The sequence below is a fragment of the Diaminobutyricimonas sp. LJ205 genome (genome assembly GCF_009755725.1).
Lineage (GTDB): Bacteria > Actinomycetota > Actinomycetes > Actinomycetales > Microbacteriaceae > Ruicaihuangia.
Window position 1 is genome coordinate 2,524,327 of record NZ_CP046619.1, and the last position, 13,934, is coordinate 2,538,260.

General features: G+C 67.5%; 14 protein-coding genes and 1 riboswitch. Of the genes, 2 read left to right on the forward strand and 12 right to left on the reverse strand.

All coding sequences use genetic code 11. From position 1 onward, the window contains the following. Nucleotides 1–2: 2 nt before the first annotated feature. Together GO591_RS12305 and GO591_RS12310 are read right to left on the reverse strand one after the other, a co-directional pair. Nucleotides 3–1,073 carry an ATP-binding protein gene (locus GO591_RS12305; RefSeq protein ID WP_157157086.1) on the reverse strand — a complete coding sequence of 357 codons (1,071 nt, stop codon included), beginning with the start codon at nucleotides 1,071–1,073 and terminating at the stop codon, nucleotides 3–5. A gap of 39 nt (nucleotides 1,074–1,112) precedes the next feature. Next, entirely contained in the window at nucleotides 1,113–1,466 is a 354-nt protein-coding gene (locus GO591_RS12310; RefSeq protein ID WP_157157087.1) for an A1S_2505 family phage non-structural protein, read from the reverse strand. A 76-nt stretch (nucleotides 1,467–1,542) separates the two neighbouring features. Between GO591_RS12310 and GO591_RS12315 the strand changes: the two genes are divergently transcribed. Then, the gene (locus tag GO591_RS12315; RefSeq protein ID WP_157157088.1) at nucleotides 1,543–1,908 is read left to right on the forward strand and encodes a VOC family protein; all 366 of its coding nucleotides are present in this window, start codon (nucleotides 1,543–1,545) and stop codon (nucleotides 1,906–1,908) included. 16 nt (nucleotides 1,909–1,924) lie between these two features. Here GO591_RS12315 and GO591_RS12320 read toward each other — a convergent pair whose 3' ends face one another. Both GO591_RS12320 and glyA read right to left on the reverse strand, forming a co-directional pair. Next, nucleotides 1,925–2,803 (reverse strand): bifunctional methylenetetrahydrofolate dehydrogenase/methenyltetrahydrofolate cyclohydrolase, encoded by an 879-nt coding sequence (locus GO591_RS12320; protein WP_157157089.1) that lies wholly within the window; start codon nucleotides 2,801–2,803, stop codon nucleotides 1,925–1,927. Nucleotides 2,804–2,872: 69 nt separating this feature from the next. Then, nucleotides 2,873–4,150 (reverse strand): serine hydroxymethyltransferase, encoded by a 1,278-nt coding sequence (gene glyA, locus GO591_RS12325; protein WP_157157090.1) that lies wholly within the window; start codon nucleotides 4,148–4,150, stop codon nucleotides 2,873–2,875. 45 nt (nucleotides 4,151–4,195) lie between these two features. Then, a riboswitch (ZMP/ZTP riboswitch) is annotated at nucleotides 4,196–4,277 on the reverse strand. Nucleotides 4,278–4,495: 218 nt separating this feature from the next. Between glyA and GO591_RS12330 the strand changes: the two genes are divergently transcribed. Next, on the forward strand, nucleotides 4,496–5,329 hold the full coding sequence (locus GO591_RS12330; RefSeq protein WP_157157091.1) for an endonuclease domain-containing protein: 834 nt from the start codon (nucleotides 4,496–4,498) through the stop codon (nucleotides 5,327–5,329). 94 nt (nucleotides 5,330–5,423) lie between these two features. Here GO591_RS12330 and GO591_RS12335 read toward each other — a convergent pair whose 3' ends face one another. The 8 genes from GO591_RS12335 to GO591_RS12370 form a co-directional block, all read right to left on the reverse strand. Next, entirely contained in the window at nucleotides 5,424–6,260 is an 837-nt protein-coding gene (locus GO591_RS12335; RefSeq protein ID WP_157157092.1) for a class II glutamine amidotransferase, read from the reverse strand. Between the two features lie 172 nt (nucleotides 6,261–6,432). Next, nucleotides 6,433–8,463, reverse strand: a complete 2,031-nt coding sequence (locus GO591_RS12340; RefSeq protein ID WP_232466172.1) for a PhoX family protein — start codon at nucleotides 8,461–8,463, stop codon at nucleotides 6,433–6,435. A gap of 167 nt (nucleotides 8,464–8,630) precedes the next feature. Continuing rightward, a complete protein-coding gene (locus GO591_RS12345) occupies nucleotides 8,631–9,440 on the reverse strand; it encodes an anti-sigma factor (RefSeq protein ID WP_157157094.1) in 810 nt (269 codons plus the stop codon). Then, nucleotides 9,424–9,999 (reverse strand): RNA polymerase sigma factor, encoded by a 576-nt coding sequence (locus GO591_RS12350; RefSeq protein WP_232466173.1) that lies wholly within the window; start codon nucleotides 9,997–9,999, stop codon nucleotides 9,424–9,426. Before GO591_RS12350 ends, GO591_RS12345 begins: the two co-directional genes overlap by 17 nt. A gap of 116 nt (nucleotides 10,000–10,115) precedes the next feature. Next, nucleotides 10,116–10,793 carry a class F sortase gene (locus tag GO591_RS12355; RefSeq protein ID WP_157157096.1) on the reverse strand — a complete coding sequence of 226 codons (678 nt, stop codon included), beginning with the start codon at nucleotides 10,791–10,793 and terminating at the stop codon, nucleotides 10,116–10,118. A gap of 5 nt (nucleotides 10,794–10,798) precedes the next feature. After that, on the reverse strand, nucleotides 10,799–11,677 hold the full coding sequence (locus GO591_RS12360) for a DUF4397 domain-containing protein (RefSeq protein ID WP_157157097.1): 879 nt from the start codon (nucleotides 11,675–11,677) through the stop codon (nucleotides 10,799–10,801). 206 nt (nucleotides 11,678–11,883) lie between these two features. Continuing rightward, on the reverse strand, nucleotides 11,884–12,573 hold the full coding sequence (locus tag GO591_RS12365; protein ID WP_157157098.1) for a DUF4397 domain-containing protein: 690 nt from the start codon (nucleotides 12,571–12,573) through the stop codon (nucleotides 11,884–11,886). Between the two features lie 113 nt (nucleotides 12,574–12,686). After that, a complete protein-coding gene (locus GO591_RS12370; RefSeq protein ID WP_232466174.1) occupies nucleotides 12,687–13,886 on the reverse strand; it encodes an MFS transporter in 1,200 nt (399 codons plus the stop codon). Between the last annotated feature and the right edge of the window lie 48 nt (nucleotides 13,887–13,934).

Consider the following 13,934-nt stretch of genomic DNA (forward strand, 5'->3'; position numbering starts at 1 on the left):
GCTCATCGCAGCGGCACGGTGACGTCGGCGCCGCCCTCCTGGGTGAGCCGCTGACGCACCTGGACGACAGCGGGTTCCTCGATGAAGCCTCCGGCGAAGAGCGCCTCGCCCTTGCGGAAGCGGGGCGATCGTTCCAGCAGTCCCGGCGGGATGAACCCGAAGGTGGACCCCAACTGAGCGAGATCGGCCGGCGAGGTCATCTTCATCAGGGCGACGTTGTCGCACTGCGAGATGATGCTGGAGTGCACCCGCGACGGACGCTGCGTGGACAGCAGCAGCCACAGCCCGTACTTGCGGCCTTCGGCGGCGATGCGCACCAGCTGCTCGCGCACGGCGCGTCCGAGCGGAGTGTCCAGGTCGGGTGAGCTCAGGTTGTGTGCCTCCTCGATGACCAGCAGGACCGGCTTCCGCTCCTCCCGGCGCAGCCAGAGATGCTCGAGCACCGCCAGCGCGACGACCAACGGCTCTTCGCTGAACTGGAATCCGCCGAGGTCGAGCACCGTGGCATCCGGGCGCTCGTCCACGACATCCGTGACCGCCTTCTTGCCTCTGGCCCACACCTGCCATTCCATGGCGCCCAGATTCTCGATGCGCTCGGCGAGCAGGCGGTGCTCGCCCTCATTCGAGTTGAACAAAGCGGAGAGCAACTCGTCGGGACTGTGCGTGCTGAACAGTTGCTCCAGGCGCAGCATGCTGTTGTACTCCGTCCGGTCGTTCAACGGATCCAGGCGCAACATTGCAGCCTTGGAAGCCAGCGACATGTCGGTGAACCGCACCCGCAACGTGCCGTCGGGATCCGGCCGCAAGACGCGGATGTCGCGGTCTCGAATGGCCTCGTCGCCCGCCGTGGGCGCCGGTTCGCCGAGCCGAACGAAGTCGCCGTTCGGATCGAAGACGACGATCGGCAGCTGGGTTGCGGACAGCAGCTGCTCCAGCACGACACCCAGCGCATAGGTCTTGCCGGATCCGCTTTGCCCGCACCAGAACGTGTGCCGATTGAACGCGCGCGCCTGCAGGTGGGCCGGAGCTCCTGCGCTTGTGCCGATTGCCAGGTGATCGGAGCCGTCATCCATTCGCCCACGCTAGTCCGCGATCTGCGGCGCAGGGAGGGGCTATGCGGCCGTGAAGCTCTCGGGCAGCACGACGTTGTCAGGGATATCCGTGAACAGTGGCGCGATCTGGGCGGGCGTGTAACCGGCGATGCCGCAGCCGATCTCGGTGACCAGGAAGCGGAGTTCCGGATGCTCCCTGGCGAAGTCGAGGAAGGTCCCCACCTCGCGCTGGATCTCGTCGAGGCCGCTCATCGTGTCGATGGCGTAGGACTGGCCGTGCAGGCCGTGACCCTCACCCCAGACGGCTCCGAACTTCTGGTGCGCGGTGCGGGCCGCCCCGCCGCCATGCATTCCGGACGCGTTTGAGCCGAATACGAAGACCTCGTTCGGCTCGAGCTTCTCAATGTGCCCCATGCCAGCGACGGTACTCCGGCATTGCTCGCTGACAGGCGGGGAATTAGCTTGGGAACATCCATCAGGAGGAGGCATCATGCCCGGAGACCTGTCATTCATCGAATTCGGATCGGAAGACCCTGGCAAGTCCAGACGGTTTTACGAGGCGCTCTTCGGCTGGATCTTCACCCCCGGCCCGTCCGGTGAGGAAGCGGGTTACGACATCGCCGGACTCGGAACCGCTGCTGGCATCCACGGTGGTGATCCGGCGGCATCCCCGTACATCTTCTTCAAAGTGGACGACCTGGATGCGGCCGCGGCCAGGGTGCTCGAGTTGGGCGGCACGGTTCTCGAACTCGACGTTGACGGCACCGACGAGCAGGCTGCCACGTACGGGCGCTTCAGGATGTGCACCGACAGCCAGGGCTCACCGTTCGGACTGCACCAGCCACCGAACGGATGACCGCGGATGCCGCGGCCTAGGCCGCGCGCTCGGCAGCATCGACCACGTTCTTCAACAGCAGGGCGCGGGTCATCGGGCCCACTCCCCCGGGGTTCGGGGAGATCCAGGCCGCTACGTCCGCGACATCCGCCGCCACGTCGCCCGCGATCTTGCTCTTGCCGGTCTCCGGTTCGACGATCCTACTGACGCCGACATCGAGCACGACCGCGCCGGGCTTCACGTCGGCGGCCGACACGATGCCGGGAACCCCCGCCGCGGCGACGATGATGTCGGCGCCTCGCAGGTGTTCGCCGAGGTTCGCGGTGCCGGTGTGGGTCAGCGTGACGGTGGAGTTGAACTCGCGACGGGTCAGCAGCGGTCCGATCGCCCGACCGACGGTGACGCCGCGGCCGACGACGACCACGTTCTTACCTGCCCAGGAGATGCCGTGCCGCTCCACCAGTTCGATCACGCCGCGCGGGGTGCACGGCAGTGAGGTGTCGATCGGCCTGTTCACGTTCAGCAGCAGCCGGCCGAGGTTGGTCGGGTGCAGTCCGTCGGCGTCCTTGTCGGGGTCCATCCGTTCCAAGATCGCGTCCGTGTCGATGTGCTTGGGCAGCGGCAGTTGCACGATGTAGCCGGTGGTCTGCGGGTCCGCGTTCAGCTCGTCGATGACGGCCTCGAGCTCCTCCTGGGTGACGGTCTCCGGCAGGTCCCGACGGATCGAGTTGATGCCAACCTCGGCGCAGTCGCGGTGCTTGCCCGCGACGTACCACTTCGAGCCGGGGTCGTCGCCGACGAGAACTGTGCCCAGACCGGGCACGACGCCGCGCTCGCGCAGCGCCGTGACCCGTCCGGTGAGCTCGGACTTGATGGCGGCGGCCGTGGCCTTGCCGTCGAGGATCTGTGCGGTCATTGGTGGTTCCCTGCGTGGTGGTTCAGCATCGGGTGGCGCGGCGGCCCTAATCAGGGCCGCCGCAGCGTGTTACAGCCCCGGGTAGAGCGGGAACGCGTCGGCGAGGGTCTTCACGCGCTGGCGCAGGCCGGTGACATCCGGATTCGGCTTCAGCGCGGAGGCGATCACGTCGGCGACCTCGGTGAACTCCTCGTCCGCGAAGCCGCGGGTGGCGAGCGCCGGGGTGCCGATGCGCACGCCGGAGGTGACCATCGGCGGGCGCGGGTCGAACGGCACCGAGTTGCGGTTCACGGTGATGCCAACCTCGTGCAGAACGTCCTCGGCCTGCTTGCCGTCGATCGCGGAGTTGCGCAGGTCGGCGAGCACCAGGTGCACGTCGGTTCCTCCGGTGAGCACGTCGATGCCGGCCTCACGCGAGGAGTCGGTGGTGAGCGCCTCGGCGAGCAGCTGGGCGCCGCGGATGGTGCGCTGCTGGCGGTCCTTGAACTCCTGCTCGGCGGCGAGCTTGAACGCGACGGCCTTGGCGGCGATCACGTGCATCAGCGGGCCGCCCTGCTGGCCCGGGAACACCGCGGAGTTCAGCTTCTTCGCGACATCCGCATCGTTGCTGAGGATGAAGCCGGAGCGGGGTCCACCGATGGTCTTGTGCACGGTGGAGGAGACGACGTCGGCGTAGGGCACCGGCGACGGGTGCAGCCCGGCGGCGACCAGACCGGCGAAGTGGGCCATGTCGACCCAGAGCTTGGCACCGACCTCGTCGGCAATCTCGCGGAAGGCGGCGAAGTCGAGCTGCCGTGAGTACGCCGACCAGCCGGCGATGATCACCTTCGGCTTGGACTCCAGTGCCTTCTCGCGCACCACGTTCATGTCGATGCGCATCGTCTCGGGGTCGACCCCGTACGCGGCGACATTGTACAGCCGACCGGAGAAGTTCAGCTTCATGCCGTGGGTGAGGTGGCCGCCATGTGCGAGCTCCAGACCGAGGATGGTGTCGCCGGGCGTGGCGATCGCGTGCAGCACCGCGGCGTTGGCCTGCGCGCCGGAGTGCGGCTGCACGTTGGCGAAGTTCGAACCGTACAGGCTCTTGGCCCGCTCGATGGCCAGGTTCTCGGCGACATCCACGAACTCGCAGCCGCCGTAGTAGCGGCGACCCGGGTATCCCTCGGCGTACTTGTTGGTAAGCACTGAGCCCTGCGCTTCGAGCACGGCAACGGGAACGAAGTTCTCGCTGGCGATCATCTCGAGGTAGTCGCGCTGGCGGCCGAGCTCCTGCTCGAGCACCGCGGCGATCTCGGGGTCAACGGTGGCGAGGGAATCGTTGAACGTGGAGGGAAGACGATCAGACACTGGCAACTCCTTGGGATCAGACACAGGGCACTAACAAACTAGCCGGGTGCAGGCCCAGGCGCGCGGCCAATCCGTGTCCGTCGCTCCCCGATGGGTGCCCATCTGAACGCCAGTTGCGACCCGGTCAGTGTATCAGCGGGCACGGGTGCGGTTCGGCGGTCTCTGCTGGTGCACCCTTTCGGGAAGAGTTCGGTGGCTCGGGAGGATGGTTTGCCGAAATACGTCCTCCCGAGCCGCCGAACTCCGCCTGTGCGAACACCCGCGCCCCTCCTCCACACCTGGTGACACTCCCCAGCTGGCAGCACCCGCTGAGGGGCAGCGGGTACCGGGGCTCACACTCGCGGCATGGAGCTCCCCACCTGGCTGAACACCCGCGGAGGCGTCGCCCATGTGCACGATGCCCTGCGGGCCGGATTCACTCGATACCTCATCAAGAGGACGGTCGATCGGGGCGACGTGAAACGACTCCGCAGGTTCTGGCTGGCGACGCCGCAGGCGCAGCCCGATCTGGAGTCGGCGGCGCGGATCGGCGGACGAGTCGCCTGCCTGAGCGTCGCGAAGCGGCTCGAACTGTGGCATTTTGACGATGGCCGGTTGCACGTCGCCGTTCCGCGGAAGGCTGGGCATGTGACACCCGGCGATCACATCGTGCATTGGAGTCGCGGGCCGATCCCGGTGAGCCCGTACCGGTTGGTCGAGCCGATCGAGAACGCGCTGGTCCACGTGGCCGATTGTCAGCCGTTCGAGGAGGCGCTCGTCGTCTGGGAGTCGGCACTCCAAAAGCAACTTGTCGCTCCCGCATATCTCGAACGACTGTCCCTACGCACCGAGAGGGCGAAGCGGGTGCGGTTGGCGGCGTCACTGCTCTCCGACTCGGGCATCGAGAGCATCCCGGTCGCGCGCCTGCAGCTGCTCAGGATTGCTGTCCGACAGCAGGTCATGATCGACGGTCACTCCATGGACGGCCTGATCGGCGACCGCCTCATTTACCAGATTGACGGTTACGGGTTCCATTCGGATGCCGCGACCCGGCGCCGCGACATCGCCGACGACGCGCGGCTCGTGCTGATGGGTTACACAGTGTTGAGGTTCGACTACAAGCAGATCCTGTTCGATTGGGACTACGTCGAGCGGACAATCCTCGGCGCGATCGCCCAGGGTCTGCACCTTGCCGCCTGACCACGGGAGGAGTTCGACCGATAGGGAGGACCCAATCCGCAAAACCATCCTCCACAGCCGCCGAAGTCCTCCCGAGCGGCGTCGAGGGTGGCTGTCACGCCTCGAGGAACGACTCGTGCCGATACCCGTCCCGGTCGAGGACCGCCACCGTGGACTCGGGCACCTCGCGGAACACCCCCGGCAGATCGGTCAGCGGCTCCGACACGACCACCTGGGCGTGGTCGCCGAAGTCCGAGAGTCGCTCGGCGTCGGGGTACATGCCGCGCAGCGTCGGGATGTCCTCGGAGTGGAACAGGCTCCGTGACCGTCCCTGCGATGAGTAGCGGAACGCCCACAGGGTCTCAGCGTCCGACACCGCGATGGTTCCCTGCATCGGGAACTTGACGCCTGCATTGTGCCCGACCGACTCGACCATCCGGATCGCGTCCCCGACCGCCTTGATCGGGTCGTCAGCCAGTCCGAGGGTGAGCGCCAGGTGAAATAGCACCTCCGAGTCGGTCGTGCCCTGAATGTGTGGATACAGCGACGGGTCGACCGCGTAGGTCAGGTCGCGCTTGGTGTCCGCGAACCCCGAGATGAAGCCGTTGTGCATGAACAGCCAGTTCTCGTAGCGGAACGGATGGCAGTTCGTCTGCTGGATCGGCGGACCGGCCGCCGCGCGCACATGAGTGAAGAACAGCGGGCTGCGTACGGCCCGGCTGATCTCGCGCAGGTTCTGGTCGTTCCAGGCCGGTTCGATACTGCGGAAGATCGACGGTGTCGTTCCCCGGCTCACGTCCTCGGGATACCAGCCGAACCCGAAGCCGTCCCCGTTCACGGTCTCCGCTCCGAGCGGGGAGTCCAGCGACATGGCAACAACCGAATGCTGGGTATCCAGGATGAGGGTGGAGGGCTGCAGCGGCTCCCCGGTATAAGCCAGCCAACGGCACATCGTCCGCCTCCCGTACGTCGACGCTACGCAACGCCCGAGCGGGCGTTCGCAGTGGAGCGTAAACGACGGGCGAGGCCAGGGCATCCCCCGCGGAGGCTGATTTCCTGGCGCAGGGAAGCGGATGCCGCGGCCTGCCCCCGACCGGAGGCGAGCCGCGGCATCCGGATCCGAACTAGCCGCGCCAGACCTGCACGACCGACGGCCGCGGGGCTGCGACCTTGCCGCCGCCGTTCACCGCGACGTAGTCGGGGAAGAACGAGTGCTGGTCGGCGAAGCTGCCGTCCTCACCCGGGTGCTGCACCGCGACGTAGACCATGTTGTCGCGCTCGCGGATGATCGGGCCGCAGGTCTCCGCCTCGCGCGGCACCGCGAGGAACTGGTCGACCCGGCCACGGTTCGCGCCCTCGAGGCCGACCCGGAATAGTCCGTCGTTGTAGCCGATCGTGCCCGGCTGACCATCGGTGGATATCCACAGGTTGCCCGAGTCGTCGAAGGCGAGGTTGTCCGGGCAGGAGATCGGCGACACCTGGTCGGTCGGGAAGCCGGCGAAGTAGGTCGAGCCGGAGACGGCGGGGTCACCGCAGACCAGCAGGATGCTCCAGCCGAAGTCGCGGGCGGTGGCGTCGCCGCGCGCCTCGGTGATCTCGATCACGTGGCCGTCGCGGTTGACCGTCTTCGGGTTCGCCTCGTCGACCCCGGCCTTGCCGATGGTGCCGCGCTGCGTGTTGTTGGTGCAGGCGACATACACCTTGCCGGATGTCGGGTGCGGCTCGACATCCTCGGGGCGGTCCATCTTGGTGGCGCCGACGGCGTCCGCGGCGAGGCGGGTGTGCACGAGCACCTCCTCGACGGTGAAGCCGGGCACCGCGCTGGCGCCGTTCAGGGTGAGCGGGATCCACTGCCCGGTGCCGTCGAAGGCGCCATCGGTGGGCAGCATGCCGGTGCCAGTGATCTCCGACGCGGGCGAGTTGCCGCTGAACTTCGCGACGAACAGGTCACCGGTTTCGAGGATCGTCTTGTTGTGGGCTCGCGCCTTGTCGCTGTTGCCTGGGCGGAACTTCTTGTGCGACACGAACTTGTACAGGTAGTCGAAGCGCTCGTCATCGCCCATGTAGGCGACGACCCGGCCGTCGGCTGCCACCGTGACGTTGGCGCCCTCGTGCTTCATGCGGCCCATCGCGGTGTGCTTGACCGGGGTGGAGGTGGGGTCCATCGGGTCGATCTCGACGATGTATCCGAACCGGTTCGGCTCGTTGACATAGCCGGGGTTGGCGACGCCGTCGAAGCGCGGCTCAATCGCCTCCCAACCGTAGGTGGACGGCGAGTTCGACAGGCCGTACCGCTTCTGGCCGGCGGTGGTGCCCGGCGAGCGGAAGTAGTTGTTGAAGTTCTCCTCACCCGAGAGCACTGTGCCCCACGGGGTGGTGCCGCCGGCGCAGTTGCCGAAGGTGCCGAGCGCGATGGTGCCGCTCGGGTCAGCCTCGGTCTTCATCAGGTCGCTGCCCGCTGCCGGTCCGGTGAGCCGGAACGGGGTGGAGACGGTGACGCGACGGTTGTAGTCCGAGGAGCGCAGGTAGGTCCACGGGCGGCCCTTCTTCTCCCGCTCGAGTTCGACCACGGCCATGCCGTGCGCCGCCATCGTGATGGCCAGCTGCTTCAGTCGCTCGGCCTCGTTCGCGGCCGGCGGGAACATGATGCCCGGGTTGGTGTACTCATGGTTGGTGACCAGCAGAGCGTGCCGGCCACCGCGACCCTGCAACTCGATGATGTCGAGGTAGTCGTTGTTGTAGCCGTACTGCAGCGCCTGCGCCTCGGGCGTCTGGTTGTTGATGTCGAACTCGGGGGCACCGGGAAGGATCGGGTCACCCCAGCGGATGATCGGCGCCCACTGGTAGCCGGCGGGCACCACGAAGTCGTCGATGCTGGCATCGATCGGCGGGATCGGCTCAAACCGGATGCCGGGCATCCCGACTCCGGCCGCCTGCGCCGCGGCCGGCTGCAGTGGCCCGCCGGCGCCCGCGAAAGTCAGCACGAAGGCTCCGGCCCCCGCGCCCATCAGCAGCGTGCGCCGCGACAAGGCGCTGCCGACGATGTCCTTGAAGTACTCGTTGTTGCTCTCGTTGCAGACGCCCATCGCACAGGCATTGCCGCACTTCAGCTGACAGGTCACCGGGCTGCGCTTGCCCTTGGTGTGCCCAGCCATGGGAAGAAGCATTCGAGTTTCGTGCTGCGGCATGTGTCTGTTTTCCCTCCGACGCCTGTTGAGTCAGGTCAAGGCAAGGGGATGCCGGTGGCCACCCGGTTTCGCTCGGGTGAACGCGGGGGAACCGGGACATGTCCCTCAGATGGGTGCCACCCTCGCGGGGCACCTCAGCTGGAGCGCAGTTCGCCCCTCACGATCGAATCACCCGAGTGCGCCGGGTCGCCGTTGTCGGGCTCGGCCGACACATCCACGAGCGGGTACTCGGCCAGATCGAGGCCTTTGGGGACGACGAAACTGCCGGAGGTGCCGTCGAGCAATCCGATGCTCACCAGCCCCGAGGCATCCGATTTGATCAGCCACACTTCGCGCAATTCAGTGTCGTCGGCGGTCGTGTCAAGATCCACGACGACCACCCGGCTCCCGTCGGCGCGTTCCTCTACTCGAGCCGCTCCGGTCGCATCCCACCCCGGGAACGGGTCGAGTTCCGCTTCAGCCACCACTGCCGCGGAATCCTCCTGTGTTGACTGCCACCAGATACCGGCGGCCACTCCCCCGACCAGGCCAACCACGGCGGCCGCGGCGGCGATCGGCCACCAGCCGACGTTTCGCCGGCCGGACCGGGCATCCGTGATCGAGGTCACCGGCGCCGGGGCGGCCGTGTCGGCCGAGGTGTCAGCGTCGCGTTCACTCGCACCCGACTGCGCGTCGGCATCCGTCACGAAGTCGGCCATCCGTGGAACCGCAGCCACCTGCGGGGACAGGTCGAGGCTTGCATGGATATTGCCCCAGACCACATCGGCCGGTTCAAGCAACTCGACCGTTCGGGCTGCGCGTCCGAGGTCGGCGGTCTGCCGGAGTTCGGCGAGTGATCCGGAGCAGGTTGGGCAGGAGGCGAGATGCTCCCGCTCGTGCTCGGCGGGCTCCAGCTCGGCCATGGCGATCAGCGCGAGCGTGTCGTCGTCAAGATGCTCCATCATTCACCTCCAATCGGGTGCGCAGCCTCGCGAGGCTCCGTCGGATATGGCTCTTCACGGTGCCGAGCGGCAGTCCGAGATTATCGGCGATCTGCGCGTGGGTGAGCCCGTCGAAGAACGCCAGCCGCATCACCCTGCGGGGCACTGGTTCCAGCTGCTCGAGTTCCGCCGCGATCATCATCTTGTCGGCGATCTCGTCGGTGTCGTCGACGTGGATGGTGGGCGCCTCGGCGGCATACGCCTCATCGAGGCGACGCTGTCGACTGCGCGCCTCGTGCGTATCGGCCACGGCGTGCCGGGTGATTCCGACCAGCCACGCCGGAAGCGGTGAGCGGGACGGGTCGAATCCCGACCGGCCGCGCCACGCGGCGATGAACACTTTCTGGGTGACATCCTCAGCATCGGCCACGGTGCCGAGTGAACGCATCGCCAACGTGTAGACCAACGCTGACCACCGGGCATAAGCCTCGGCGAGCGCACGTTCGTCGCCCGCTCGGAATCTCTCGACGAGACGGGTGTCGTCGTCGGTCGCGGGTCGGGTCGTGTCGCCGGATCGAGTCACGTCGCTGTGGTGCCTTTCGGCCTCGGGCGTCGCAGCAGCCGGTCGCCGGGACCGTTCGCCGGGGCGATCCAGAACCAGTACCGCTGCCGTTTCCATCAGACTACTGACTTCCACGCTCATCCGACCGGCGTCGCGGTCACGATGACGCTGCCGAGATAGTGGCGTGTGTCGTAGTCGAACTCGCCGCCGCAGGTGACGAGGATCAGCCGCGCCGGACCGGTCCGGTCGAAGATCTGATCCCACGGGACCGCGAGCTTGTCGATCAGTTGCACCGACTCGACAAGGTAGCGGTGTTCGAGCCCGTCGCTGGTGGTCACCAGCACCTGGTGACCGACGCTGGCGTTCGCGAGCGCGGCGAACGGGCCAACGTCGTAGATGAGCGAGTCCACGTGCGCGGCGATGACCGTCGCCCCCTCCTTCGCGGAGGGCGATGGCCCGTACCGATACCAGGCGGCGATCGCCGGGTTCGGGTCGAGGCCCATGGTGCCATCCGGCGCGAGTCCGAGAGGCGTAACCGGCACGTCGATACCGAGGTCGCCGACCCGGACGCGGATGGGCGGGATGCTCAGCGCCGGCTGGTTGGCCGAGATGTCGGCGTCAACCCGGGGCACGTCCTCTGCGGGGGTGGGAGGGGCGACATCGGTCGGTGACGGGGTCGGTGTTGCCGCTGGAGGCATCGGGGTCCGCTCCTCAACAGGGTTCTGCGCCCCGCAGCCGACCAGTGCACCGAGCAGGGCCAAAGCCGCAACGAGGGTCCCGAAATTCCTCGCTGCGGCCTGGCTGGTGATGTTCATCGGTGTCAGTGCTTCGCTCCCGACGCCGCGCCGTCGGCCCGGTGGGCGCGGATCTCGATCCGCTGGGCTTCGGCACGGTGTCGCAGGACCATCACAGTGATGGCAGTGCCACCCAGCATCAGTAGGGCGAAGGCGGTTACCCACATCATCGTGATGTCCGCCGGCTGGTTGGTGGCGACAAGCCCCGCCTCGCCGGCCGGGATGCCGCTCGGGTTGGAGTGCAGTCCGTCAATGGTCTGCACAGCAAGGGCGAGGTTGCCGTCGGCAAGGCTGCCCCAGGCGTAGACGATGGTGTTCACGCCTTCGGCGACGGTCACATCGGTCGGTCCGACCACCGGCTGGGTGGTGCCGGCTGCCGCGACCGCGGCGGATACCGTGCCGGCCGGGAGGGTCAGAACCTGCTCGTTGGGGTTGGTGAGGTTACTGATCACCGCGGTGCCGCCGGCGAGCACGTCCACGGCAGGTGCCGCGGCGGCATGCCGAACGGTGAGGCGTCCGTCGCCGGCGTTCAGCGTCTGGATGTCGTTGGTGAACAGCGACGCCGTCGGTTGGCCTGCTTCGGTGAGGTGAGCGGCCGCGGTGTAGTTCTTGCCCGCTTCGAGCGGCAGGTCGACCGCGGGGATGATCGGCGCACTGGCATCCGCAGCATCCGCCGCCGTGATCGCCACCGTGTAGGTGCCGGGGGCAAGATCCAGGGGTCCGGCTAGGGTGCCGGGCTCGAAGTTGTCGAGCGTGAGCGCGTTGTCCACATAGACGTCGACGGTGACGCCGGGAATTCCGTGCAGCACCGAGAGCTTCGCTCCGTCTGCCGCATAGGCGGGCGCCGAACCGGCAACCGCCACCAGTGCGCCGGCGACGATGCCGAACGCGAGTGTCTTTTTCATTGGTTGGTTCCTTTGGTTGAGCCCGGGGGCCGGGCCGGAAACTGCTTACATCCCCACTTCCGGGTTGGCCGCTCATCTGGATGCACACGCACCAACTTTTTTCAGCCGGATTCGTCGGCGGCTGACGGCTTCCGGACAGCAGAAAGCCGCAGCGAGGGGACGGACACCTCGCTGCGGCCGGCTACGTGCTCAGCGTGGAATGGTGGTCAGCGGTTGCCTCCCTTGGTTCCGACGTCCAGGCTCTGCACGGCGAGGCCGAGCGTGCCGTCAGCCAGGCTGCCCCAGGCGTACACGATCGTGTTCACTCCTTCGGGAATGGGCAGGTCGGCCGGTCCGATCACCGGCTGGGTGGTCCCCGTAGCGGCGACGGATGCCGAAATGGTGCCGGCAGGCAGGGTGAGCCTCGCCTGTTCGGAGTTGCTCAGGTCGGTGATCGCCGGGGCGCCACCAGCCAGGATGTCGACCGCGGGGGCCGCGGCGACATGACGAACTGTGAGCCGGCCGGTGCCGTCCTTCACCGGGGTCGTCTTGTTCTTGAACAGTGTCGCGGTGGGCTGGCCGGCTTCGGTCAGGTGGGCGACGGCGGTGTAGTCCTTCCCTCCCCGAAGCTTCAGTTCGATCGGGCCGATGATCGGGGCGCTGGCGTCCGCGGCATCCGAAGCGGTGATCGCCACGGTGTATTTGCCGCGCGCCAATTCGAGAGGTCCGGCCAGGTCGCCGGGCTCGAAGTTGTCGAGCGTGAGGGCATTGTTCACATAGACGTCGACGGTGACGCCGGGGATTCCGTGCAGCACGGATAGCTGCGCGTCATCCCATTGCGACGCGGACGCCGGCGTCGTGCCGGCCAGTGCAATGAGCGCGCCGGCCGCGATGCCGAGCGTGAGGGTCTTGCGCATGAGTTCCTCCTGGGGTCAGCCCGAAGAGCGGGCGGAATTTGCTTACTCCCCACTTCCGGCCTCATGCGCGGTTTGGATGCACCAATCCAGAAATCGATCGGCGCATCGCCCAGCTACGCCAGTCTGGTCCGGCGACGCGCCCGCAGCTCGGTCAGTCCAAGCACGGCGAGCGCGAGAACCAGCGTGCCGGCGTACAGCCAGGGCAGCTGGCCGACCCCGACCGAGTTGTACAGGGCAGCGCCGAGCAGCGCACCGCCGCCGATGCCGAAGTTGAAGGCCGAGTTGTAGATGGCCGACGACGCATCCCGTGCCCGGGCGGATGCGACGTGCAGCATCCGAGTGCTCAGGATCGACGGCAACGCGCCGAAGGCGATGCCCCAGATGGTGAAGGCGACGATCGCGACCGGCAGCGCGGAGGCGCCGATCACCATGACCACGACAGACACCAGAACGGCGATGAGCAGGATCACCAGCCCGGCGGTGGGCCGGTGCCCGAACACCGTGCCGACCAGGACGACGCCGACCGCCCCGGCGACGCCGAAGACGCCGAGCATCAGGCCGATCATCGACTCGGGCATCAGCAGCACGTCGGTCAGGAACGGGGCGATGTAGGTGTACAGCGCGTAGTGACCGAGCATCACCAGTCCGGTGACGGCGCAGACGATGAGCACCGCGGGCAGCGTCGGGTCCCGGCGCAGCGGCGTGGTCGCGGCGTGGTCGGCGCTGTCGCGGGCGACCGGCGGCACGAACTTCCAGACCAGGAACGCGGCCAGCACGGTCAGCACCGCGAGCACGATCCAGGCGAGCCGCCAGCCGAGCAGCTGGCCGAGCACGGTACCGAGCGGCACCCCGAAGATGTAGGCGAGCGTTCCACCGCCGGCGGTGATCGCGACCGCGCGGCCGAGTTGGCCGCGCGGGACGAGGTGTCCGGCGTATGCGGTCACGATGATCCAGAACATCGCGTGCGCGAGCCCGCCGAGCACGCGGGCGACGACGATGAATCCGTAGCTCGGGGCGATCGCCGAGAGCAGGTTGCTGACCGCGAGTACCAGCAGCACCACCACGAGCAGGCCGTGCCGCGGCAGGTTGCGGGTCAGCGCGGCGAGCGGGATGGAGCTGACTACCACGGTGCCGGCGAACACCGTCAGCAGCAGGCCGACCTGCGGCTCGGTAACACCGAGTTCACGACTGATCGGCTGCAGCAGGCCGGTCGGCAGCATCTCGTTGGTGACCGACATGAACACGGCCGCCGAAAGGACGATGAGACCGAACCAGGGGAACGCCGGAGCTTCGGTAGAAGAACGATCGGGCACAGCGCGAACTGCCTTTGAGAATCGGATGGAGCAAGACGCTGCCCGGCG

Coding starts and splice junctions, on each gene's coding strand:
- GO591_RS12305 (WP_157157086.1), bottom strand. CDS start 1,073: ATGGATGACGGCTCCGATCACCTGGCAATCGGCACAAGCGCAGGAGCT.
- GO591_RS12310 (WP_157157087.1), bottom strand. CDS start 1,466: ATGGGGCACATTGAGAAGCTCGAGCCGAACGAGGTCTTCGTATTCGGC.
- GO591_RS12315 (WP_157157088.1), top strand. CDS start 1,543: ATGCCCGGAGACCTGTCATTCATCGAATTCGGATCGGAAGACCCTGGC.
- GO591_RS12320 (WP_157157089.1), bottom strand. CDS start 2,803: ATGACCGCACAGATCCTCGACGGCAAGGCCACGGCCGCCGCCATCAAG.
- GO591_RS12330 (WP_157157091.1), top strand. CDS start 4,496: ATGGAGCTCCCCACCTGGCTGAACACCCGCGGAGGCGTCGCCCATGTG.
- GO591_RS12335 (WP_157157092.1), bottom strand. CDS start 6,260: ATGTGCCGTTGGCTGGCTTATACCGGGGAGCCGCTGCAGCCCTCCACC.
- GO591_RS12340 (WP_232466172.1), bottom strand. CDS start 8,463: ATGGCTGGGCACACCAAGGGCAAGCGCAGCCCGGTGACCTGTCAGCTG.
- GO591_RS12345 (WP_157157094.1), bottom strand. CDS start 9,440: ATGATGGAGCATCTTGACGACGACACGCTCGCGCTGATCGCCATGGCC.
- GO591_RS12355 (WP_157157096.1), bottom strand. CDS start 10,793: ATGAACATCACCAGCCAGGCCGCAGCGAGGAATTTCGGGACCCTCGTT.
- GO591_RS12360 (WP_157157097.1), bottom strand. CDS start 11,677: ATGAAAAAGACACTCGCGTTCGGCATCGTCGCCGGCGCACTGGTGGCG.
- GO591_RS12365 (WP_157157098.1), bottom strand. CDS start 12,573: ATGCGCAAGACCCTCACGCTCGGCATCGCGGCCGGCGCGCTCATTGCA.